The sequence below is a fragment of the Lamprocystis purpurea DSM 4197 genome (genome assembly GCF_000379525.1).
In the GTDB taxonomy this organism is placed as follows: domain Bacteria; phylum Pseudomonadota; class Gammaproteobacteria; order Chromatiales; family Chromatiaceae; genus Thiodictyon; species Thiodictyon purpureum.
This window is the reverse complement of the sequence record NZ_KB902503.1, coordinates 46,312-69,908: the sequence shown is the minus strand read 5'-3', so window position 1 is coordinate 69,908 and position 23,597 is coordinate 46,312. Positions and strand designations below refer to the sequence as shown.

21 protein-coding genes and 1 pseudogene are annotated in these 23,597 nt (G+C 59.2%); 17 read left to right on the top strand and 5 right to left on the bottom strand.

Annotation, left to right across the window (positions count from 1 at the left end; genetic code table 11):
• From A39O_RS43825 to A39O_RS0116750, 8 genes and pseudogenes are all read left to right on the top strand, one after another.
• Positions 1-318 (top strand): annotated as a pseudogene (locus tag A39O_RS43825) (PD-(D/E)XK nuclease family transposase); the annotation flags it as partial.
• A 1,130-nt stretch (positions 319-1,448) separates the two neighbouring features.
• Positions 1,449-1,826: a pilin gene (locus tag A39O_RS43170; RefSeq protein WP_051088835.1), complete on the top strand. Its 378-nt coding sequence runs from the start codon at positions 1,449-1,451 to the stop codon at positions 1,824-1,826.
• A 117-nt stretch (positions 1,827-1,943) separates the two neighbouring features.
• Positions 1,944-3,938, top strand: coding sequence for a hypothetical protein (locus A39O_RS0116775; RefSeq protein ID WP_157640209.1), 1,995 nt, complete (start codon positions 1,944-1,946; stop codon positions 3,936-3,938).
• 308 nt (positions 3,939-4,246) lie between these two features.
• Positions 4,247-6,238: a hypothetical protein gene (locus A39O_RS0116770; protein WP_169338455.1), complete on the top strand. Its 1,992-nt coding sequence runs from the start codon at positions 4,247-4,249 to the stop codon at positions 6,236-6,238.
• Between the two features lie 132 nt (positions 6,239-6,370).
• Positions 6,371-6,505 carry a hypothetical protein gene (locus tag A39O_RS43165; RefSeq protein ID WP_020505823.1) on the top strand — a complete coding sequence of 45 codons (135 nt, stop codon included), beginning with the start codon at positions 6,371-6,373 and terminating at the stop codon, positions 6,503-6,505.
• Positions 6,492-7,745 (top strand): glycosyltransferase family 4 protein, encoded by a 1,254-nt coding sequence (locus A39O_RS0116760; protein ID WP_020505822.1) that lies wholly within the window; start codon positions 6,492-6,494, stop codon positions 7,743-7,745. The genes A39O_RS43165 and A39O_RS0116760 overlap by 14 nt, the downstream gene beginning before the upstream one ends.
• Positions 7,742-8,686 (top strand): glycosyltransferase, encoded by a 945-nt coding sequence (locus A39O_RS0116755; protein WP_020505821.1) that lies wholly within the window; start codon positions 7,742-7,744, stop codon positions 8,684-8,686. Before A39O_RS0116760 ends, A39O_RS0116755 begins: the two co-directional genes overlap by 4 nt.
• Entirely contained in the window at positions 8,683-9,585 is a 903-nt protein-coding gene (locus tag A39O_RS0116750; RefSeq protein WP_020505820.1) for a glycosyltransferase family protein, read from the top strand. The genes A39O_RS0116755 and A39O_RS0116750 overlap by 4 nt, the downstream gene beginning before the upstream one ends.
• A 60-nt stretch (positions 9,586-9,645) precedes the next feature.
• Here the strand turns inward: A39O_RS0116750 and A39O_RS42715 are convergent, their stop codons facing one another.
• Entirely contained in the window at positions 9,646-10,047 is a 402-nt protein-coding gene (locus tag A39O_RS42715) for a DUF6399 domain-containing protein (RefSeq protein ID WP_245561914.1), read from the bottom strand.
• 83 nt (positions 10,048-10,130) lie between these two features.
• Here A39O_RS42715 and A39O_RS42710 point away from each other — a divergent pair, with 83 nt between their 5' ends.
• A complete protein-coding gene (locus A39O_RS42710; protein WP_245561913.1) occupies positions 10,131-10,520 on the top strand; it encodes a hypothetical protein in 390 nt (129 codons plus the stop codon).
• Here A39O_RS42710 and A39O_RS42705 read toward each other — a convergent pair.
• Positions 10,463-11,266 carry a helix-turn-helix domain-containing protein gene (locus A39O_RS42705; RefSeq protein WP_245561916.1) on the bottom strand — a complete coding sequence of 268 codons (804 nt, stop codon included), beginning with the start codon at positions 11,264-11,266 and terminating at the stop codon, positions 10,463-10,465. The two genes, A39O_RS42710 and A39O_RS42705, sit on opposite strands and share 58 nt — an antisense overlap.
• Before the next feature lie 324 nt (positions 11,267-11,590).
• Here A39O_RS42705 and A39O_RS38640 point away from each other — a divergent pair, with 324 nt between their 5' ends.
• From A39O_RS38640 to A39O_RS38635, 3 genes are all read left to right on the top strand, one after another.
• Positions 11,591-12,616: a glycosyltransferase family 2 protein gene (locus A39O_RS38640; protein ID WP_083924724.1), complete on the top strand. Its 1,026-nt coding sequence runs from the start codon at positions 11,591-11,593 to the stop codon at positions 12,614-12,616.
• Positions 12,617-12,729: 113 nt separating this feature from the next.
• Positions 12,730-14,001 carry a class I SAM-dependent methyltransferase gene (locus A39O_RS0116725; RefSeq protein WP_026199478.1) on the top strand — a complete coding sequence of 424 codons (1,272 nt, stop codon included), beginning with the start codon at positions 12,730-12,732 and terminating at the stop codon, positions 13,999-14,001.
• Positions 14,002-14,076: 75 nt separating this feature from the next.
• Positions 14,077-14,952, top strand: a complete 876-nt coding sequence (locus tag A39O_RS38635; protein ID WP_083924723.1) for a GDP-mannose 4,6-dehydratase — start codon at positions 14,077-14,079, stop codon at positions 14,950-14,952.
• A gap of 23 nt (positions 14,953-14,975) precedes the next feature.
• Here the strand turns inward: A39O_RS38635 and A39O_RS0116715 are convergent, their stop codons facing one another.
• Genes A39O_RS0116715 through A39O_RS0116705 form a run of 3 tightly spaced genes read right to left on the bottom strand, consistent with a single transcriptional unit; the run spans position 14,976 to position 17,989 of the window.
• On the bottom strand, positions 14,976-15,821 hold the full coding sequence (locus A39O_RS0116715; protein ID WP_169338454.1) for a hypothetical protein: 846 nt from the start codon (positions 15,819-15,821) through the stop codon (positions 14,976-14,978).
• The gene (locus tag A39O_RS0116710) at positions 15,811-17,097 is read right to left on the bottom strand and encodes a lipopolysaccharide biosynthesis protein (protein WP_157640205.1); all 1,287 of its coding nucleotides are present in this window, start codon (positions 17,095-17,097) and stop codon (positions 15,811-15,813) included. The genes A39O_RS0116715 and A39O_RS0116710 overlap by 11 nt, the downstream gene beginning before the upstream one ends.
• Entirely contained in the window at positions 17,075-17,989 is a 915-nt protein-coding gene (locus A39O_RS0116705) for a glycosyltransferase family 2 protein (protein ID WP_040528026.1), read from the bottom strand. Before A39O_RS0116705 ends, A39O_RS0116710 begins: the two co-directional genes overlap by 23 nt.
• Before the next feature lie 399 nt (positions 17,990-18,388).
• On the opposite strand from A39O_RS0116705, the gene A39O_RS0116700 reads away from it, so the two are divergent.
• The 5 genes from A39O_RS0116700 to A39O_RS0116685 all read left to right on the top strand — a co-directional run bounded on the left by A39O_RS0116700 (position 18,389) and on the right by A39O_RS0116685 (position 23,455).
• Positions 18,389-20,338, top strand: a complete 1,950-nt coding sequence (locus tag A39O_RS0116700) for a tetratricopeptide repeat protein (RefSeq protein WP_157640203.1) — start codon at positions 18,389-18,391, stop codon at positions 20,336-20,338.
• A 301-nt stretch (positions 20,339-20,639) separates the two neighbouring features.
• Positions 20,640-21,767, top strand: coding sequence for an Rpn family recombination-promoting nuclease/putative transposase (locus tag A39O_RS0116695; RefSeq protein WP_083924722.1), 1,128 nt, complete (start codon positions 20,640-20,642; stop codon positions 21,765-21,767).
• Positions 21,768-22,438: 671 nt separating this feature from the next.
• Positions 22,439-22,525, top strand: coding sequence for a hypothetical protein (locus A39O_RS43600; RefSeq protein ID WP_407635646.1), 87 nt, complete (start codon positions 22,439-22,441; stop codon positions 22,523-22,525).
• 95 nt (positions 22,526-22,620) lie between these two features.
• Complete coding sequence (locus tag A39O_RS42215) at positions 22,621-23,118, top strand: hypothetical protein (protein ID WP_020505808.1); 498 nt, start codon at positions 22,621-22,623, stop codon at positions 23,116-23,118.
• Entirely contained in the window at positions 23,102-23,455 is a 354-nt protein-coding gene (locus A39O_RS0116685) for a DUF5615 family PIN-like protein (protein ID WP_020505807.1), read from the top strand. Before A39O_RS42215 ends, A39O_RS0116685 begins: the two co-directional genes overlap by 17 nt.
• Positions 23,456-23,597: the final 142 nt, after the last annotated feature.

Below are 23,597 nucleotides of genomic sequence, written 5' to 3'. Positions count from 1 at the left end.
AACCATCGCGACCTGCCCGCCCGCATCCTTTACACCTGGGCCGACCTCTACAGTCAACAATTGCAGAGCGGTCAGGATTATGACGCGCTGCAACCCACCTACAGCATCTGGCTCTTGGGCGAAGACCTCCTGCGCGGCGACCCCTGCTACGCCCACCGCTACCGGCTGCGCGACGAGCGCGACCGCTGCCTGCTCGACCATGGCGGCATCTACCTCTTCGAGCTGAACAAATTCGCCGCCGAGCAGGTCGAAACAGAGGAACAGCGGTGGCTCAAGTTCTTTAAAGACGGCGAACACCTGAATGCCGATCACCTTCCAGTAGAAGCAACCTCCGGCCACGATAGGGCTTCACCGGGTCGAGCGACTGCGGCGCCGAACGCGGCCGGGGGCCGCTCCCACAGGCGCCCCGTGCGGATTTCACGAACCTCAAGGCCCTGCCGGGCTTCGCGGACCACGACGGCCAGCTCATCATTTCCAATCGCTCACGGTTAGTACACCGTTCCAACTGAAGCTGCGACGTCATTCCGGCAGGATGCCGGAATCCAGTGCCATGGATGGTAACTCGCAGGCACTACGGATTCGCAGGATTAGCTGGAACGAGGTACGAGTAACGACCCCGGCCTTGTCTCGCGACGACACCCCCAGAGAAGCGTTTGGCCAGATACGCCAGGCTGTCCAATGAGCGAAGGACACTGCCGGCGAAATCCATCCAAGGCGTCGCACATTTTCAACAACAAGCACTTAGGATGCAGCGATTCAGTCGTTTTCAAGATTGGCTACCAGTGATAGGAACACAACCGCACCCTAACCAGCGACCTCGTGGCCGCAAGGATGATCACGATCGATCACCCTTGTGGGAGCGGCTTCAAGCCGCGATGCCGACAAGCACAGACCCGCGCTTTCTCAGGCTTATTGAACACGCGTCGCAGTTCTCTCACCCCGGACGCTGCTCCCACGGCTAACAGCCGAATCCTAATCGCGACTGCCTTTCCGAGCCCCTCAAGAACACACCTTGCCGTGCTCCGATCTGCACATCGGGTCACACCTAAGCCAATCAATTGATCCCACCGGGGGATTTCATCTCCAACAACCCCCGAACGCCTTCCCTCAGACCCACTAAGACCCCCAACTTTTGTCATTAATTGACAATTTTTGTCACTATTGACCGCGTTTGCACGATCCACCTGAAGCCTCACAGCACGCTAACCAACCCACCGGCCAACCGAACACCTTTACATCTTTTTACATGCCAGCAACTTGGCGGATATGCTTTCAACAAACACGAAGACGCAGGCGCTGGCTCGGATCATGCAGTGCCAGCTTCAGGGAGACAGTAAGGACGCGGCTGCACGGCGGTCGCGACGGCCTCCCAGTGCAGCCGCATCCATCATCCATTCCGGAGAACAGACGTGAAGAAATTCCAACAAGGCTTTACATTGATCGAGCTGATGATCGTCGTCGCGATCATCGGCATCCTGGCGGCCATCGCCATTCCTTCGTATCAGGATTTTACAACACGTAGTAAGGTGGCCGAGGGCATAAGCTTGGCCGGTTCTCCCAAGGCATCAATGGCAGAGTTTGCACTGTCACAGGGCCACTGGCCCAACACCACTGCGTCTATTGGCTATACGCCAGCCAGTACGAAATACGTGAAGAGCATCTCTGCCTCGAAAGGCCAGATAGTCGTTACGTATAATACTGTAATCGGTATTGACGCTAATGATACAATTATATTTGAGGGTACAACTAGCTCTGTCGGTGTGACATGGGGCTGCACAGGCGGCACACTTGACGCGAAGTTCCGTCCGTCCAACTGCCGTAAATAGGCAATAGGTCCAACTCTAACACCGCCGCGAACCCCAGGGCGATTCCTGGGGTTTTTTGTTATCCAGAACAAACAATCCGAGCACCCACGGCAGCGCCAATCGAGAACGCCAAAGACCATGTTCAACTTTGCACGTGGGCCAAGGCTGGTTACAATCACTCTACCACTGCTGCTCGTGGTTGGCTGGTTCGCGTTTGCTCCCGGTTTGTCCGGCCCCTTCTTCTTTGACGATGAAGTGCACCTGCCCAAACTCGCCGGGACCGGTGACGGCATCCAGACCCCCGACGAAGTTGTCCGATTGATCCTGCCGGACGAAGGGGGTTCCGGTCGCTCCCTATCTTATCTGTCGCTGCTCCTAGACGACAACGGCTGGCCCAGCGCACCCGCTCGCTTCAAGCGCACCAATCTCCTGATCCACCTGCTGAACAGCATCCTCGTATTTGCTTTTCTGCGGGGTCTGATCCGCCTGATTCGCCCCGCCGAGCCCCGCAGCGCCTTTCCGGACTGGATTGCATTAGCCACAGCCGCACTCTGGCTACTACACCCGCTGCAACTGTCGCCGGTCATGATGGTCATTCAGCGCATGACCCTGCTCGGCGGGACCTTCTCCCTATTGGCACTCATCGCCTATCTACACGGGCGCCGCATCGCCACACAGCGCCATTGGACTGCTCTGTTTTGGCTGGTACCCGTCTTCGGGCTCTCTCTGGTACTCGGGATCCTGAGCAAGGAATCGGCGGTGATGACCCTGAGCTACGTGCTGGTACTTGAGGTGACGGTACTTGGCGCAAACCGCCCGCCGCGCCCCGCCTGGTGGAGCGCCTGGTCCACGGTTTTCTTGATTCTGCCGCTTGGCGTGCTGGCGGTCTATCTGGTGCTGTTGCTGGGCAATCCGGCGGCTGCCTACGAACCACGCGCCTTCAATTTGCCCGAGCGTTTGATGACCGAGGGCCGGGTGCTGATGCAGTATCTGCGGGTTATCCTGCTGCCCTCACTCACCGAATCCACCCCTTTTCGCGACGATTTCACAATCTCCCGCGGGCTCCTCGACCCGCCACAAACGTTGGTGGCACTGGGCATGATCATCGCGTTGCTGACCCTGGCACTCGTCAAACGGCGCACTTGGCCCCTATTCAGCTTGGCGGTCCTCTGGTTTTTGCTCGGACACCTGCTTGAAGGCACGGTAATCCCGCTAGAGATCTATTTCGAGCACCGCAACTACCTGCCGATGATCGGTCCCCTCTTTGCCCTATGTTACATTGTGCTCGCGGTACCGGCGGCCTACCAACGCTGGACCGCCGCAGGCCTAGTGTCAGTAATCGCACTGGTCGGCACCATCACTTGGAGTTCGGCACGGGTCTGGGGCGACGAAGCCTCGATCGCCTTGCTGTGGTCGGCGGAACGTCCAGCCTCGCCGCGCGCCCAAGAGACCGCACTCAACTTCTGGGCCAGCCACGGTGATTGGACACGGCTGCGAACCCAACTCGACCAGGCCGCGGCGGCCCAGCCGACTAATGCGAACCTCCCGCTCTATCGTTTCATAGTCGAGCATTGCTCTGACCCCAATCTGCCGAGCCTTGACGCGAGCATCGACGAGATCGAACGGGTGGCGCGGACGGCCCCCCTGGATTTCGGTAGCCTGACCGGCATCGAATGGATGACCGACCAGAAACAGGCTGTGCGTTGCCGCATTGCACCGCAAGCCATGGAGCGAATCTTTGCGGGTTATCTGGCGAGCCCAAAGTTTATCGCCAGCGGCGCAGCCCATCGGCTGTTGGCGACACTGCTCGCCCGCTATCGGCGGCAACAGCGCGATCTCGACGGCACCATCCGCGCGCTGGACCGCGCCTACGCGGCTTCACCATCCTATACGACAGCGCTTGAACAAGCCTATTACTTGATGACCGCGGGGCTTCTGGACGATGCACAGCATTATGTGGAGATCGCCGCCGCGACCCCGCCGAAAAACCTGTACGAGTGGCTGAATAAAGATCGCCAGGTCAATGTCTACCAAGACCTATTCCAGGAAAGACCAGCGCCAAAGAGTGGCCGTCCGATCGATTCCGAAGGTTCAGCGTCAACGCGTCCGACAACGTCAAGGCACAGTCAATAGAGGCTGTGATGAACGGCGCAGCCACAATACCTTGTCGGTCGGGCTGTCGCGCAACCTAAGGCACCGGTCGATCGGATGATCAACCTAGAGCAACAACGCACGGTCGCGGGCACCGATCTCAACCCGGCCAAGGAGAACGGGAGGTCGGACCTCAGTTCGACCCAAACGCTCAGATAGTTTCCCCAAACCGGTCGGACGAGAATCTGAATGACAAATACTCCTTGCCGGAACAAAAGCCCCGCGAGCTCGAAGAGATGCACAATGCCGAATCCGAACGCCCTCGGGGTACAAACAGCGCTCCAACAACCTTGTCCGACCCTGCACCAGCCCAGTTGCAAGCCGGCACTGACCGCTACGCGCAGATCGGTGCCGCGGCCTTCCTGCTGGCGGTACTCATCCTCACCTATCTCATCTACAGCCCCGGCCTCGATGGCCCCTTTCTGCTCGATGACGACTCGAACATCCCGGCAGCTCAAGTCGACACCCTGACCCTGGCCAATCTCCAGGGCCAACTGTTCGACGGCGAACAATTCGCCGGGCTGTCCCGCGGACTCACCCGGATCAGCTTCACGTTCACCCAGTATTTCGCCGGGCCCGATGCCTTTGCCTTCAAATACCAGAATCTGCTGCTCCACCTGATCAACGGACTGCTGGTCTTCTGGCTGCTCTACCTGCTCGCCTGCCGCCGGTCACGAACAGCCGACACCACTGCACCACTCTGGTTCGCTCTGGCCGCGGTCAGCCTCTGGGTATTGCACCCGCTGCAGGTCAGCACGGTCCTCTATGCCGTGCAGCGGCTGGTGCTCTTATCGAGCCTGTTCACGCTCGGTGCCCTGATCGCCTATGTGAAAGGGCGCCTGCTGAGCGCGACCCGTCCGCTGGCCGGCGCCGCGGTCGCATTGATCGGTGTCGGCGTCTGCGGGCTGCTCGGGCTACTGAGCAAAGAAAGCGCGGCCGTACTACCGGTGCTGCTGGCAGTCATTGAGGGCATCTTCTTCCGATTCCGGACCCAAGGGCCGCGACAGCGCCGACTCTGGATCGGACTCTGGGTGCTGCTCATCGGACTGCCCGCGGCACTGGGCGCCCTGTACCTGATTCCGCGCCTGCCCGACCTCCTGGGATGGCACGCCGGACGCGGCTTCAGCGGGGTCGAGCGCCTGATGACCCAAGTGCACGTCATCGGACTCTATCTCAAGCTCTTTCTGGTACCGCTCCCAAGCAGTATGTCGCTGTTTCACGATGGCTTCCCCATCACCAGGCACCTGGACGCCGCCACCATTGCTCTGGCAAGCCTCTACGCCGGCCTCATCCTGCTCGCCGTGCGGTTCGCCCGCCCCGCCCCCTGGATCAGCTTCGGCATCCTCTGGTTCTTCGCCTGTCACCTGATCGAGTCGACCGTAATCCCTTTGGAGATGGTCTTCGAGCATCGGAACTACCTGGCCACGGTAGGACTCGCAACGCTGCTGGTCTCTATAGTTACGACCCTGTTTGCGTCCATCGGACGCCTACGCCTGGCCGTGCCGGTCATCGCCGCGCTGGCCCTGCTGCTCGCTTTCAACACCGCAACCCGCGCACGCATCTGGGCCGACCTGGATACCTTGCTGGCCTTCGACTACCGATACCGCCCGGACTCACCCCGCGTGCTTGCCGAGCTGGCAACCCGTGAGAGCGCACGCGGCAATCAGGGGAGAGCCGTCGCGCTGCTGGCGCGGCTGGTGAACATGGACACGGAGGATGCAGCGCCGGAGTTGACCGCGCTACGCCTGTATTGTCGGGAGCCGGCCCTGCCGAAACAACTCTATGACCGAACCTCGGACAAGCTTGCACAAGGTCTCATCACGCCGACCGCGGTCACCGCGTTGGCTCAGTTCGCCAACCTTGTGTTGCAGGGTCAATGCCCGGCGATCTCGCCCGCCCAATTCGATGCGCTCACGGCAACGGCCTTCGCCAACCCGCGCGCAAGGGTGGCCGATGAACGGTGCCTTACCGGCGAAGTCAGGGTGCGGGCACTGATCGGGCTTTCACGCTGGGAGGATGCGGCATCGGCGCTGGCGCAGACACTGGACCAGTGCGTTTACGCCAAACCTGTTCAAATGAGGTTTGTCGTCAGTAACCTGCTGCGCTTCGCCGGCGACTATGCTGCGTCCGCGCAGACAACTGCCATGCTGCGCACTGTTGCGCAGGAGCCAACACGCCGCGCCGCCTTGGATCGCGCATTTGGCGCACACGGCGGTTTTGATCTGGACCAGTTGCTGGCCCTCGAATCCACGGCTCGGGAGGCGTCCAGGTCAGGTCGCTAACGCCCTACACCCGGATATCGCGTTCAACGCCTAAAATACTGGCCGCATAGCAAGAACGTGACCCTCTCACGGACATCAGCGACAAAGAACACCTATACTCATCAGAACAATCGAGCAGCGCAGGAAAGTCCGATGCAGACCTACGAGAACGATATCTTCGCCCGCGTGACCGAGCAGGCGAACTTGCTGCGTTCCGGGCGTTCCGAGCTATTAAACATCCCGCCTACCGCCGAAATCATCGAACCCGTTGGACATGAAAATCGTTGACGGCCCCAAACCCCGTTTGCTGGTCCTGACCTCGACCTTCCCGCGCTGGAGTCAGGATCCGGAGCCGCCGTTCGTCTACGAACTCAGTCGTCGACTGACCGAGCGTTTCGCCGTCACCGTGCTGGCCCCCCGCGCCCCCGGCAGCCTGGAACGCGAATCCATGGGCGGTGTGCAGGTTATTCGCTTTCCCTATTTTTTCAAGCGCTGGGAACATCTGGCGACACACGGCGGCGGCATCCTCAGCCGGCTGCGCAGCAACCCCTTCTATTATCTGCTGGTCCCGCTCTTCCTGCTCGGTCAGTTATGGGCATTGGTCCGACTACTGCACCGCGAGCCCTTCGATGTCATTCACGCCCACTGGCTGATCCCACAAGGGTTGATTGCCGTCCTGGCGCGCCGCCTGACCAACCGCGCGATCCCGCTCGTTTGCACGTCCCATGGCGGCGACCTGTTTGCATTGAGCGGCTCGCTGCTGCGCCGCGTTAAACAGGCCGTCATGAATGAGAGCGCCATGGTCACGGTGGTCAGCGCAGCGATGCGCACTGAATGCCTCACGATCGGGATCGACCCCATTAAGATCGCGGTCATTCCGATGGGCGTCGACATGCAACAGCACTTCACCCCAGACCCGCTGATCCAGCGCAGTGATGACACCCTGTTATTCGTTGGCCGGTTAGTAGAGAAGAAAGGACTCCCACTTTTACTACGTGCCATGCCGCAGATCCTGGTGAGTCATCCCCAGACCCGCTTGATCATCGCCGGCAGCGGTCCACTGGAGGCTCAGTTGCGGCGCCTGACCGCAGATCTTAGAATCGACGCACAGGTCGACTTTCTGGGTATGATTGGCCAAGCCGCGTTACCGGATCTGTACCGGCGTGCAACCCTCTTCGTGGCGCCCTTTGTGGTCGCCAACGGCGGAGATCAGGAAGGTCTTGGCCTGGTGTTGGTAGAGGCCGCGGGCTGTGGCTGTCCGCTGGTCTGCGGACGTGTTCCTGCGGTTGCGGATGTCATCCAGGACGGACTAACTGGAATTTTGGTTGACCCGCACTTAACATCTGAATTCGCCAAGACGATCATCGGCCTGCTGGCCGACCCGGAGCAACGGCGTCGGCTCGCCGCCAATGCGCATCAGCATTGCCGGGCGGCCTTCGACTGGGCCTCGGTCACTGAGCGCTATGGTCAACTATTGCTCAGAGCGGCAGATGGATCGACTCTCAAGGCAGATCAAATCAGATCGTGAACGACATTGACATCGCCGCGGTTGCCGCCATCACAGTGACCTACAATCCGGATCTTGGTCCGCTCCGGGCACAACTCGCCGCGCTTCCTGCCGAAAGCCTGAAAATCCTGGTCGATAACGCCTCACAGCCGGATACACTAGAACAAATCGAAATCTTGGCGAAACGCACCCCCAATACCCGACTGCTGCGCAACACGCAGAATCTCGGCCTGGCCGCGGCGGTCAATCGCGGTGTTTGCGCGGCGCGAGCACATGACCCGCGACTCCGCCTGGTCTTGCTGCTCGACCAGGACAGCGAGCCGCTTCCGAACAGCATCCAGATCCTGGTCGAAGCCCTTGACACGCTTGAACGCCAAGGCGAACCCGTCGGCGGCGTCGGTCCTTGCCTGCTCGATGTCGACACCGGCCTGTCGCATGGATTTCATCAAGCCGCGCGCTGGCGCTGGAAACGGACCTATCCACCGCCCGGTTCGCCACAACCGGTGACCTGCACCACCCTCAACGGCAGCGGTACACTGGTCCAGATCGACCTGTTCCTGCAACTCGGCGGTCTCGATGAAGCACTGTTTATCGATCACGTGGATACCGAATGGTCGTTCCGCGTGCTGGCGGCGGGCTTTCGGCTCTGGGGTGTTCCCGCCGCCGTGTTCAACCACCGCATGGGCCAGTCGAGTATTCGGTTCTGGTTGTTCGGTTGGCGGGTTTGGCCCTCACGCTCGCCCCAGCGGCATTTTTTTCTGTTCCGCAATGCGCTGCTACTGATGCGGCGGCCCTATATCCCGCGGGTGTGGAAGGTCTGGGCATTGGCCAAGCTGATGCTGACCGCCGTGGTGCATGGCCTGTTCGACGACCAACGGCGGGAACAATGGAAACAGATGCGACAAGGTCTGAGCGCCGGCCTGCGGATTGCTTCAACACCACTGTCCCACCAGCGGCCATGACCCCGGTCCCCAAGGTCCTCGGACTGACGCTCAACTTCCGCGACGCGACCCGCACTGCCGCTTGCGTGAGGTCTGTCCTCGACGATGGCGCCGCTCATATGCTGGTGTGGGACAACTCCGATGATAGCGGCGTCACCGCATGCGCGCTACGAACGGCCTTGGGTACGGACCGCCGCGTGAGCATTGAGATCAGTCCGGCCAATCTCGGGTTCGCCGCCGGCGTCAATCGCGGAATGGAGTGGATTGCGAAGCACCACCCGGGCGCCTGGGTGCTGCTGATCAACAACGACGCCCGCCTGCTCCGCGGCGCCTTGGGTGCGCTACGCGACGCGCTCCTGCGGCATCCCGACGCCAGACTGGCCTACCCCGCGATCGACCAGACCGACCGCGTCTCGGGCACGGTGTACTACCAGCGCTGGTTAGGGCTGCTCTTGACGCGCCGCCTGCCGGGAAGTGTTCCGCATCCCAGTGGGTGCTGCCTACTGCTGAACACTGCGCGCATCGGACCGAATGTTTTTGACGAGGACTTCTTCATGTATGGCGAGGACGTCGAACTCGGATGCCGCCTATCACGCGAACCGGGAACCATGCTGTACCTGCCGACGGTATTGGTACAGCATGAGGGTTCGGCCAGCAGCGGTTTAGGTACGCCATTCTACGAAGCACGCATGGTGGCCGCACACCTGATCCTGGCGCGCAAACTGGCGCTTGGTCCTATCGGCCGTAGCGGTTTGTTGTTGGGACACGGCGTGACACTGACCACCCGCGCTTTGGTGCGCGCCACGCGCTACCACAGCCTGGTGCCGCTACGCGCTCTGCGTGAGGGATGGCGTTTGGCGCACGGCGAGGACCCTTTGATGCTGCGCGCCCGCGCAGCCTTGCCGCGACATCAGCATTGAAATGCAGCCGTTATCGAGACTACCGCAATTCCGGCCTTGATCATAACTTCGCCCACCCCATCAAGCCGCGACCAGTGCCAGCGCAGCAAGCTTGGGTGCGCGCGGTCGTCGGCGTCGCGGTGGCGGTAGCCGGGAGACCCGGGCCAACACCAGCTCGAACAGCAGTGGGTGGCCACGACCGAAGAAGCGTTCGGCAGCGGTGGTGCCGTCGGGGCGACGGATATGATAGTTGTGGATGGCCGTCAGTGCCGGGAGCTTACGGCCCCGCAAGCGGTGACAGCCATGATGGTAGAGGGAGAGCTGACCGTTGCGGCCCTCCACGCAGGAGCTGCTGCGCTGGAACAGATCGGCGCCGCCGCGGGCGACCGCTTCGTGGTGTTGACGGGTGGCGAGCGGCAGCGCTTGGAGCGGATGCGTCGGCTGGCGCAATGGTTCGAGCAGCTGCGCACTGAGCGCCGCCACTCGGTGGCGGGTCTCCCGGCCTGGGGACTGCGCGCGGCGACCCGCTCCAGGTACAGGGCCGGAACCAGTTGGGTGAAGAGCGCTTGCTCCAGGTCAGCCGGCAGGTCGAGGGCCTCAACCCGGACCTGCAGGGTGGCAAAGAAAAAGCTGAGGTAAGCCAGCCAGTGCACCGTCAGGCGCTGGGCCTTGGCGATGCGTTCACGGGCCCGCGTGGGCAGGTCGACCGCGTCGGCGAGGCGCGACAGGCGCGCCCACACGGCGGCGAAACGGGCGGCGACCTGTTCCACGGATTGCACCTGTCCCGTCTCCACATCATAAGGATGATCGAGGTGGCCCAGTTCGCGGATCAGTTCACGGGCCTCGGTTTGCCGTGCCTGGGCCTGCGTTTGTTCGGCTTCGGCGGCGACCAGCGCGGTCAAGGCCGCCTCAATCTGCGCCGCGAAGGCCGGTGGCCGGCCGCGCGGATGGCGTGACTGCGCCTCATAGGCCCGCTGGGCCGCGCGCTGCGCGTCCAGGTGTGCTTGGGCGGCCGCGACCGCCGCGTCGGCCTGCTTGAGCTGGCGGTGCAACCCGGTACCCTTGGCGACCTCATGCTGACCATGCACAGGTCCGACGCATGCGCGGCACCAAAATCCTTCTCAACCAAGTGCCGCAACGCCCCGGCCTCGTCACTGGTGCCTTGGATCACCGTGACCGGCAAGCCGGCCAGCGCCTGCTCCAGGCATTGCCGCCAAGTCGCCGCGGTGCGGTCCGGCGCGTAGGCTTCCGCCACAATGTAATTCGCCACCGGCTCGATGGCCACCAAGCAGACATCAGGATCGTAGTGTTCATCGACACACAGCGCCACCTCGCACGGGGGCATCCCCGCGGCAAGGGCGTCGCGTTGCGCCTGTGCCGCCTCGGCGAGCGCCTCCTGCAGCGCCACCACCAGGCGGCACAACCACCGCAGCCCGGCCGGGGTCGCCAAGGCGCTCGCCACCGCTGGCGGAAGGCACTCCCCTGCCAGCGGCAGCGCCGTGCGCCAACTGCGCAGGGTACTGCGGGGCACTCCCAGCGCCGCGGCCACCTGCCGCAGCGGCTCGCCCGCCGCCAACCGCGCCTCGGCCGCACCAAGCTGTTGTGCCCGCTCCAGGCGCGAGCGGCGCGTGACCTGTCTGGCACCACCGCCCGACGCTAACGCGCCGGGTGACAAAGCGGCGGCATCTGGGCTAAATTCCATCGCGGCAGGTTCTTCGGACATATTCTCCAACCCTCGGTGAGTTTGCACCTCCAAGGGTATGAAAGTTCGAGGAACCTGCCAACCTCAGCTTAGACAGATCGCCCAGCACTGTACTCGGTCTTGGGCGAAATTATGATCAAGGCCGCAATTCCCACGTCAGACTTAGCCGTATTGGTCATGGTGCTCTCGGTGGCATTGACCCTCGTTCAAGCAGCCTGATACTATGTGTCGAACTTCAAGCCGATCCAAATCCCGAACGCGTTGCGTGTTTTGTACAGGGTATAATCTTAGCAGACGCTAACCTTATATTCCTCTGAAAATAATATGATTCTCCTTTCTATTTGCATTGCCACGCTAAATCGCGCGACATTCATTGGCGAAACCCTTGACAGCGTCATCAGCCAGATCACGCCTGAAGTGGAGATCGTCGTTGTAGATGGCGCTTCTACCGACAACACTCGCGAGGTTGTAAACGAATACGCGTCCCGCTGTGATAACCTGCGCTACATTCAACTTTCAGAAAAAGGTGGCCTTGATCAGGACTATTGCAAGGCAGTCAAATTCGCGCGCGGAGAGTATTGCTGGCTTTTCACTGACGATGATCTGCTGAAACCCGGCGCGATTGCGGTGGTTCTCGCTGCCGCTCGTCGACAATACAGTTTGATCGTCGTAAATGCCGAGGTACGAACGACGGACTTGACCGTCTGTCTTGAGGCGCGCCGAATGCATCTCGATCACGACCGTGTATACCCCCCCAGTCTTCCGGAACGTCATTGGTTACTTGCCGATGCCGGGGACTACTTATCTTTTATTGGCGGCGTAGTAATAAAACGCACAATTTGGAGCCAGCGAGAACTGGTAAAGTATTATGGCACGGCCTTTATTCACATGGGCGTCGTATTCCAAAGTCCCATGCCGGGTGATGCGCTTATCCTCGCGCACCCCTGGATCGTCATCCGTTGGGGAAACGCGCAATGGGTGGCGCGCAGCTTTGAGATTTGGATGTTTCAGTGGCCAAAACTCGTCTGGTCGTTTCCGGACTACCCGGATTGGGCAAAAAATCAAGTAATCGCCTGCGAACCTTGGCGCAGTTTGCCCCGATTGCTTGTGAATCGAGCGAAAGGACACTACTCGGTAAGAGAGTACCACGAATTTCTGAAGCCCCGCGTTTCTTCTCCGTGGCCAAGAATGATTTTTTATGCCATCGCCATCGCACCCATAGCTTTCCTCAACTGGTTGGCACGGTTTCGGATGCGTTGGATCCTGCACAAAACTCTTTGCATCACCTTTTTCGATCTTCAAGCCTGGAGCGATAAATCCAAGCAAGCGGCATCAAACGTTCGCAGCTAACTCGCACTACTATGCAACGCTCTGATTTTAAGGAAGCGCAATAATTAGCGGCTTATAGCAATGATCTTCAGGTGCTCAGCAACGTCTAGGCCGAAAACACAACGAGGCACAACATGCATCTTATTCATCGAAAAACCTGCCGAGCCTGCGGCTCAAGCGCACTCACCAAGGTTATCGACTTAGGTGAGCAGTATCTGCAAGGCTCGTTTGTTAAACCGGGCAAGGAAATGCCCCCAATGCGTAAGATACCGACGACATTACTTCGTTGCGATCCTACGAAAGACGAGCGCGCCTGCGGCTTACTGCAGATGGAACATACCGTCCCGCCTGAAATCCTTTATTCTGCTTACTGGTATCGCTCCGGCACCAACGATACTATGCGTCAACATTTGCGTGGCATTGTCGACGAAGCATTGTTTATATTAAATAAATTAGCGCCACGAGTTCTCGATCTCGGTTGTAATGACGGAACATTATTGAGCTACTATCCAAATAACTGTGAAAAATATGGTGTCGACCCATCGGACGTAGCTCAAGAAATAAAGCCTCCCGTCACAGTCATCCAGGATATTTTTCCCTCCAATGAGTTATTGGTTTTTCTACAGAGTAGGCAATTTGACATCATTACTTCAATCGCGATGTTTTACGACCTAGAAGATCCGATTGCTTTTACTAAAGGCGTCAAAGAGGTGCTAGCTCCAGAGGGTATCTGGATTTTTGAGATGTCTTATATGCCAACGATGCTCAAAATGACATCCTACGACACCATATGCCATGAGCACCTTGAATATTATAGTCTTGCTGTTATTGAGTATATTTTGAAACAGGGAGGAATGAAAATATTTAATGCGATCTTTAACCCTATTAATGGCGGCAGCATCCGCTGCTTCGCCACTCATGTCGATAGCTATGCCTATAAGATAGAAGAATTTACGCAGAACGTACAGGCGCTGCATCAAGAAGAGTTTGATCTTGAGTTAGATACCGACAAACCCTATAAGAATTTCCAGGATCGCGTAAACGTACACAAGGAAGAATTAATATATCTGCTCAAGAAACTAAAGAAAGAGGGGAAGCGAATTCACATTTATGGCGCATCAACTAAAGGAAATACCATTTTGCAACTGTGTGGCATCGACAATAGAATTATTGATGTCGCAGCAGAGCGCAATCCTGACAAGTATGGCGCACACACCCTCGGGACAGACATTCCCATTGTAAGCGAGGCTGACTCGCGGGCAATGAATCCGGATTATTACTTGGTTCTTCCTTGGCATTTTAAAGACGAGTTTATTGCACGGGAGAAAGAAACGCTCGATCGAGGCATCGGCTTCATTTTCCCTTTGCCAACAATAGAGATTATTAAAAGGCAACTTACTGGATAAGAGGGCGAAATTTATCAAGAAACGCGGGTTCGGTTCTGAACATGCATATATTATCGTTAAGATCCAGGGTCATCTATGAAAGCTATTATTTTTGGTGCCGGTGGGCAGGATGGTCATTACCTGTACGATTTGTGCAAGTTACGGGGCATCGAGCCGATTGGTGTATCGCGAACAGGCGCCTGGGTACGCGGTGATGTTTCCTGCTTCGCTCAAGTAAAGCAGCTGATCAGAACGCATCGCCCAGCGTATGTTTTTCATATTGCCGCAAATTCCAGTACGCGGCATGATGCCCTATTTGAAAACCACGAAACAATATCGACCGGTGCGCTGAATGTTCTTGAAGCTGTCAAGAGATACCACCCTGATGCGAAAGTGTTTGTAACTGGTAGTGGCATTCAATTCAGGAACACCGGCGATGTTATTTCAGAAAAAAGTGAATTTCAAGCAAGCACGGCCTATTCTGTTGCTCGCATTCAATCGGCATATGCTGCTCGTTATTTTCGCTCTCTTGACATTCGCGCCTATGTCGGCTATCTCTTTCATCATGAAAGCCCACGCCGCAAGCCCGATCACGTCAGCAAAATGATAGCCCTAGCAGTTCAAAGAATTTCTAAAGGTTCCTGCGAAGTTATCGAGCTAGGAAACATTGATGTAGAAAAAGAATGGACATTTGCTGGTGATGTCGCCCAGGCTATTCTCACCTTAATCGAACAAGACGACATTTACGAAGCTGCAATTGGTTCAGGAGTCACCTATTCAATTAAAGACTGGCTCGAACAGTGCTTTGGACTGATCGGCAAGGACTGGCGCGAATATGTTCGGCTCCGCCAGGGATTCATTCCGGAATATTTGCGATTAGTTTCCAATCCAACCACGATTAATACTTTAGGGTGGCGCCCTAAAGTCACATTTCCTGATCTCGCACAGATGATGATTGCCGGCGATGACTAAGCGTCAGTACGCTAATCCGGGTTCTAAATTCCTGATATCACGCGAAATGACGAGGGATGCCCGGAAACATAACCGGAAAGATGGTACCTCGGCGGTTGGTAGTGGACCTCCGCAGTATATGGCTGAATAAACTTATCCGTCACGAGGTCTGATCTAACAAAAAACGCGTTTACCCCCGCAAGATTGCAGCCCACCAGCGAGTAGCCGCGCCTACTGAAAACATTCTGCAAATGCTTCAGGGACGAGCCGAAAGCATCTGTTCCGTCGTATTCGAAGTCTTGGGAATACGGAATGCAGTAATCCAACGTCGGACCAAATTTCGCGTTGTACTCGATAACGACACACCTCGGAGAGATGCACTTGATCGCTTCAAAGATGTAGGCGTCATTGCCGTCAATATCAATTGAAAGCAAATCTACTTCGCCGCGAAAACCAGCATCAGCGATGATGCGATCGATATTCGCTGCATCAACACGAAAGGCGATTGCAGTTAAAGTTGTTGAATCAATTAACCCCGCCCAGTTTTTAACAACATCCTTGATCGAACCAGCATTCATATCTATCCATAGACCTTTCCAACCAGCTAACAGGAGTGCCAGTGTATTATTTTCTTTCCCGTCACCTATTCCTATCTCAACAAACCGTTTATTTTCATGACCGATCCTTCGAAATATTTCTTCAATTATCCCGTCCTCGTCATTTTGAGAATATGATTTGCGCCCATAGGGTATCAGCGATGCGCCATCTCTTGCATAGATTTTCTGGAGTCTTTCAATTTCCGAAAAAATGACTGTTTGCTGAATTTTCCCAATATCGCGAAAATTTTTTATAATCGTCTTAATCGTTCGGATGATTTCACTAAACTTCATCATTAGAACCCCATGAGAATAGAATGAAGATAATTGCGATTTCACTGATATATGCTGCTGTTACGGCGCCGGACAAGCCGTAATATCTCACTAGCGCAAGAGTCGTAATTATGCTAACCACCGAGCCAATAAAATAGGCATGCCCTAGAGTTCTGGTGTTACCGCTAGCCATTACTTTAAACCCCCCAAAGTTACGTACTAACTGAACCATAGGCAGCAAAGCGAGCAATTGCAATAAATGAACTGTTTGCTCAAACCCAGGACCAAGCAGCAGCGGCAACAGGGGCGCAACCAAATAAAGCACAACACCGCCAAGCAGTGCGAACAGTAACAGAAATGCAGCCGTGACAAGCATTCGGCGCTGGTAGTCCGCGCTGGCATACAGGCGAGCCCACAGTGCCTCCTGCATCGCGACCAGTGGTAGACTGGCAATGTCTACGGCGCGCTGCGCCGCGCTGAAATTCCCGGCCAGAGCAAATCCGAGTTGCGCCAGTACCGGCTTGTTGAACTCCGCCTGCAACCGTAGCGAAAGGGAAGCGACGGCGAAAGGTAAGCCCTCGCGCACTAGCGGCCACAAAGGCGCACAGGGCGGACGGCTTGATAATAGGTCCCGCTGCGTCCGCAGTATGAGCCAGGCCGTATAAGCCAGACTACCGACGGCATAGGCCCACATCCAGCCGTTGACCTCAGGCCGCGCCAGCATCGCATAGACCACCAATGCGGTGAGGCGGGCCAATACCAAACCAGCCAAGATCGCGCCGAAGCGCTGGGTGCGCTGTTGTGACTGCTGGGAGCGCGCGACGATCTCCATCAGTGAACTGCTGCCCACCTCAGCCAGCACCAGCGCGGCAACTGCCGCGCCTTGCGCGTCATGCGGCACGACCACTAGCGCAGCCGCCACCCCGATTGTACCAAATACCGCGGTGCTCAGCCACCACAACCGTAATGCGGTGCAAAGTTGGCCCGGAAGACCTCGCGGATTGCGCGCACCATCGCGTAGCAGCACACCTTGCACGCCCAACCCGGCCAACGGTGCGAACAAACTCGCGACCGCCAGGATCGTGATGAACTGCCCATACCCTGTCGCACCCAGAAGCCGCGCCAGAGCGATGACCAGCACCGCTTGCCCCACAGCGCGTAACAGCAGCCAGCCGAACAGTCCACCACTGGCGCGTAGGTATTCGCCGGGGCGCCAGCAGGCGAGACGATAGGCTATACGCAAGACGCGGATTGGCACGAGATCGGGAGCTTGGTCAATCGCATCTGCTATCGCCAACTCTTTTCTCGGGATCCCGGGGTGCGGGCACCGACTCAGTGAACGACCGATACATCAGTTGCGTAATTTGCTCCGAGACCAACCCGATCAGGAATACGATGACCGCCGTGGTGAGCATAAAAATGGTCATGATCGAGAGCCGGAGAGCGAGACTGTAGGTATAAATCCAATAACCGGTCCCGAGGAGAAAAAAAAGCACCGCAACCGGCACGAAAATCTTGAGCGGCGAGTAGAGACTGCCGATCTTGAAGATGATCAGAAGGAAGCGCAGGCCGTCTTGCAGGGGGCGAATGTGGCTCTTGCCGATGCGCTGGCCGGCGGTAATGGTGACATAGCCGACATGATACCCGGCGCGAAAGAAAGCCATGGTGATGGTGGTCGGGTAGGAGAATTCGTTCGGGAGCAGGTAGATGAATTCCCGGAACAGGTCGGCCCGGACGACCCGGAAACCGGAGGTGAGGTCCAGAATCGGCTGACCGGTCATGTAGCTGGCCAGCCGGTTGTAGACGCGGTTGGCAAGCCCACGCGCAAGACTAGCCTGGGAGGCCGAGCGGCGAGCACCCACGACCATGTCGAAGCCGTCCTCCAGCGGTTTCAACAGGCGGGGGATATCGGCGGGATCATGCTGGCCGTCGGCATCCATGAAGATCAGGATGTCACCCACGGCAGCGCGGGCGCCGGACTTGATCGCCGCGCCGTTGCCCTTCCGGTAGGGATGGCGGATGCAGCGTACGCCGTTGGCGGCACAGACGGCTGCCGATCCGTCCGCGGAAGCGTCATCCACGACCAGAATCTCCGCCGCGGGGAGCACTTGGCGGATGCGCGGCAGCAGGGTTTCAAGCGACGCCGCCTCGTTTCGACAGGGGAGGATGACGCTGATCTTGTGGGACACGCGGGCTCCTGAATGGTGGCGATAACGCGGGTCGTTGGCAGTCCGGCGCCGACGCTGCCGGGTCGGCAGCACGACACGCGGCATGACCCTGGAACAGGGTTGACCGGATGCGCACCATCGTGACGGTCCGTCGGATGCTGTGCTGTGACGGGTTGCACCGTCGCGCGTAGCAGCACCTGATCGCCAATGGGACGCCCGAGGCTCAACCAATCGTCGTAGGTTCTATCTTAGCCTGTATGCAAGGGTCTGGGCACGGGAGTTGTATCGGAGTTCGGTTTTTCGGCTCGGCGGTACGCAGACGGGACTGGCCTGTAAGAAGCCAGCCGCGCAGCGACCCGCGCCGACGATTTCTGGCTATGATGCACATGGGTCACCATCCCGGCAACGTAGGAGTTTCAGATGTCGTCGACTCAAGGTGAGCATTGTCGTGTAGGGACCATGTGGGCGGAACACCCCTTGACGTCTCTGACGGCAATCTGGCTGCTTGGTCTGCTCGCCTCCTGGCCCGCCCTCTCCGGACCCTGGGTGCTTGACGACGTAAGGCTGCAAGACAGCATTCTGGCCATCCAGGCGGGCGGTCTCGCGGAATTGGTTGGGGCTCACTGGAAGGAGTATCTATTCCTTGATTCCTTTGGAGTTGGCCGCCCCCTGGCGATGGCGACCCTGGCCGGCAATGCCCTGGCTTCGTCCGCTCCGTTCGGCTTCAAGGCAGTCAACCTGATCCTGCATCTGGTCACCGCGTCCCTGATCTGGCTGTTCGTGCGGTTGCTGGCGCGCACCCGCTACCCGCCTGGCGCCTCCGGCCTGTTCGCGCTGGTCGTGGCCCTGGCGTGGACGCTGCACCCGCTTCAGGTGAGCACGGTGGCCTATGTGGTCCAGCGCATGACGATTCTCTCCGCCTTGTTCTGCGTATGGGCGCTGCTGCTCTATGCCCGACTGCGTCTGCGGGAGATAGCATCCGGGCGACCCGCGAGTCCGACGGCGTGGCTGTTGCCGTTGCTGGTGCTCCCGCTCTTGGCGGTGCTCGCCAAAGAGAATGGCGTCTTGCTGCCGGTGCTGCTCGGAGCCCTGGAATTGTCCCTGTTCCGACTGCGCGGAAACACGCCAACCCGGCGTCTGTTGTTTGGTTATTTCGGGTTGACAGTTTTCTTGGCGCTGGGGGCGGCCCTGTGGCTGTTGACCACGCACGGCGCTTCTATCGGACGGGCGTTCGACATGGACGAACGCTTGCTGACCCAGGCGCGGGTGGTCACGCTCTATGTCGGCCAAATCCTGCTGCCGCGCCTGGGGGCGATGCCGTTCTTCTACGATGGGCTGCCCTATTCGACCGGCTGGCTGCAACCGCCGACGACCCTCTGGTCCGCCCTGTTCTTGCTCGGCTTGTTCGGACTCGGGCTGGGATTACTGCGGCGGCGGCCCTTGGCGGCTTTCGGTATCCTGTTCTTCTTTGCCGGCCATCTACTGGAATCGACGCTGATTCCGCTGGAACTGGCCTTCGAGCATCGCAACTACCTGCCGAGCCTGGGGTTGATCCTGGCGGCGGCGGACCTGATCGGGTCGCCGACCGGAGCCCTCGCGCGCTTCCGCCCGCTGATCGCGGCGCTGGCGCTGCTGGCCCTGTTCAGTTTGAGTTTCGCCCGCTCCTGGGTTTGGGGGGATGCGGAACAGATTTACGCCACCGCGCTGGCCGGGCCTTGGCCGTCGCTCCGGGCGCGGGCCGAACTGGCGCAGGTGCTGACGGAGCGCGGACAGTTCGACGCCGCCCACGGGCTGCTCGCCAACGCCCAGGGCGCCGGTCCGCGCTTGCAGGAGGGCTATCTGGACTGTCTTGAGACCGGCCGGATCGGGCCGGAGCGCATCGCCGCGGCCCACGCGCAATTGGGCGTGGTGCTGAGCGACTATGACACGACCGCCCTGATCACGCTGGTCAATCTGGCCCTGGATCAGGGTTGTCGCATGCCGGAGCCCGCACTGCTGGCACTGACGCAAGACGCGGCGGCGGTGCCGGCCATGTTGCCGTCCAGCCGGCAGAAACTCCTGATGTATGTCGGGCATCTGCGTCATGCCCAAGGCGACAACGCGGGTGCGATCGGCGCGCTGGAAGCTGCCTTCTCCGCGTTTCCGGTGAATCCGCTGCCGTTACTCCTGGCGGCGACTTGGCGGCTGGATGATGGCGAGGTCGACATGGCTCGTGCGCTGTATGACCGTGCGCGAGCGATCGGGGCGCCGGGGCGATTGGACCTGGATGCGCGGTTTAACGAGGTTGAGAGCCGGCTGGGTGAGGCGCCGGACGAAGTGCGGACACGGGGCGCTGCTAAGATCACAGACGATCGGCCGACCGGCCCGTAGCCGCACCCAGCAATTCCAGATTTGAGCGGCATCGCGCGACCCCTGGTGGATGCGGCGCGCGCGACCGCTGGGCCGGGTCCCTGACACCGAGCGGCGCGCCTTATCCACCCTACAGCGGAGCCGGTTTTGTAGGGTGGATAAGCGTAGCGCATCCACCATCAGCCTTGCGGCGGGCACGCTGTTGGCGGCGGCCACTCAAATGCGGAACTGCTGAGCCGTCGGCGCACACATTGTTCGAACTGGCGGGCCATGAGAGACTGGCGCACATCCGCTGCTTTTACCGGCCTGTGCACCCATCGTCATGCCTCGACCCTCCCGTCAGCGTCGTCGTGCCCGGTCCCGCGCCCGTTCCTCCGCGCGGGCGCCGCAGGACGGCTCCTACAAACACCTGTTCTCCCACCCCGAGATGGTCGAGGGTCTGCTGCGGGACTTCGTGCAGGAGGACTGGCTGGCGCTCATCGACTTTTCCACCTTGGAGAAACGGGGCGGCAGTTATGTGACCGACGACCTGCGTGACCGCGAGGATGACATCATCTGGCGGGTGCGGGTGGCGGGGGACTGGCTTTATGTGTACCTGCTGATCGAGTTCCAAAGCCAGGTCGACCCCTGGATGGCGGTGCGGGTGATGGTGTACACCGGCTTGCTGTATCAGGACCTGATCAAACACGAGGCGGTGGCGCCGGGTGAACTGCTGCCACCGGTGTTTCCGCTGGTGCTCTATAACGGCAGCGGGCGCTGGACGGCGGCGCGCGACATCGCGGACCTGATCGTGCCGCTGCCCACTGCGCTGGGCCGCTACCGGCCCCAGCAGCGCTATTATCTGATCGACGAGGGCCGCGTTGAGAAAGCGACGCTGGCGCAGGCGACCAGTGTCGCGGCCGAGTTGGTGCGACTGGAAGTGCTGGCGGCCGACGGCCCCGCGGCGGTGCGCCCGATCCTGCAGCGGCTGACCGCCCGCTTGCGCGACCCGCGCCACGCCAGCCTGCGGCGNGCCCTNACNGTCTGGTTNGCGCGGGTNTTGCTGCGGCGGCTGATGCCGGGCGAGAATCTGCCGGAACTGCACGATTTAACGGAGGTCGAGACCATGCTGGCCGAACGGGTTGACGAGTGGACACAGAAGTGGAAGCGGGAGGGGTTGCTGGAAGGCAAGCGGGAAGGCAAGCTGGAAGGTCAGCGGGAAGGTAAGCTGGAAGGTAAGCTGGAAGGTCAGCGGGAAGGCAAACTGGAAGGTAAGCGGGAAGGCAAGACCGAAGCGCTGCAAAGCGTGCTGACCGCCCGCTTTGGTCCCCTCCCCTCATGGGCGGGCGCGCGCCTTGCCGGGGCAACCATTGACCAACTGGATGCCTGGCTAAATGGTTTTCTCCAGGCCGAGACGCTTGAAGGTCTGCTCGGCGACCCGCCGGTGGACACAGGCACGCCCGCGAGTTAAGGCGATTTCCGACAATTTGGATACCGGTGAGTGTAGGTGCGACTTCAGTCGCACTTGCGTCCGAGTCGGTGCGACTGAAGTCGCATCGACATCCGAGCCGACGGTGGGTGGTCTCCGGTGTTCCGGAAATCACCTAAGCGGCATCCGCTTACTCCATCGCTGGCGTGACCGGGAAGGGAGTCCAAGGCTTCAGTCTTGGTCTGGGGGCGCCAAGGCTGAAGCCTTGGACTCCTGGTGGTTTTGGTCGCGTGCAGGGGGTGTCGTATCGGGCTCACGGTCAGTGGACGGCGCTGGCCCGCCCAGTCAGATGACGCTCTCCCGTAGGGCGTAATAGGGGCCTCGATCACGATTCCGGCCACTTGGGCTCGCCGGGTGCGTCGTCAGGCCATCCTGGCCTGACACCCTCAGGGTTAAGAGCTCTGACTACGCACGCCGCTGGCCGGGATTACGATCAAAGCCACATCGCCCGCGCGCCACCTGGAAAAACTGAAGGCCCGACTGGCTGGTTCTGCAGTTGTCGGACAGGTCTTGGTCGTGTCCGAACGCATCATCAGCGACCACGGATATTTTCGTGCCGGAATCACACTGACGAATGGTGGTTTTCTGGAGGTATCGGAAGACTTTTTTTCCATGGTGAGATTCACCAGACCCTGGAGTATCGTTACCAATGGATGGATGCGAACAGGCGTGTTCTCATGCGTCGCTGGGACAATGCCGGACATACGGTCCACGGTGCGGACCGAGCGCCGCCGACCTGAACGATGATTGATACCCAAGCGCCAAGTCAGCATTTTCAAAGACCCCCAATATGAGTACGATGAACTCATGACGTTTTCATACATGAGGTACAGTCATGAAAACCAAGCGCGCAAACTTTGAGATCACAACGGATCAGGATGCCATGCTGGGACGGTTGCGGCAGGTGCTTGACGCGCCTTCAACCAAAGACGCCCTGCTGAGAAGCAGCCGGGTCATGCTCTATCTTGCCGAATCACTGGCACAGGGACAGCATCTCTATCTGGGAGAGAATCCCTCGAACCTTGTGCGTGTGATTTTGCCGGAGCTCGAGTCGCCAAGCGGCAGGTGGACATGGCTGACGCCCCGCATGCATAGTTGGCGAAGGCAGTTGTGGGTAAAAGGACGGCGCTTGCTGGCCTCACAGGTCTGGCGGGATCTGCTGGCCAATGAAATGACCGCGACCGAGGCTGCGGAAAATTGGGATTTACCGTTAGAGGCTATCGAAGAGATCATCACCTATTGCACTGACAACACCGAGCTGATTGCAGCCGAGGCAGACGAGGAACGGCACCAGTTAGCCGAGCTTGGGAGAACCTGTGAAGCTGCTGCTTGACGAGGACAGCGAGGCCAAGGCGCTGATTCAACGATTATTAGATGCCGGACATGACGTAGCGACCATCGGTCAACTGGGGCAGCGTGGGGAACCCGATGCCACCGTATTGAGCCTAGCCAAACACGCCGAGCGCGTGCTGCTCACACGCAACTGTTCGGACTTCAAGCGACTACACGATGCAGACTCAAACCATGCGGGGATACTAGCGGTGTACCACGAGCACGACCCTCGCAAAGACATGAGTTACAGCGAGATTGCTCACGCGATCGACACTCTGCAACAGGTCGGGGCACCGCTGTTGGGCGCCTTCATCTGCTTGAATCAATGGCGCGGATGATCAGGTCTTGAACGCGCGAATAGCTGCCGCATCCGTCGTCCGATTACGGTCTCCCGGTGGCGATGGGGTCGCTGCCAACCCCGCTCGGGAGTCCAAGGTTTCAGCCCTGGCGAACCCTGACCAAGGCTGAAGCCTTGGACTC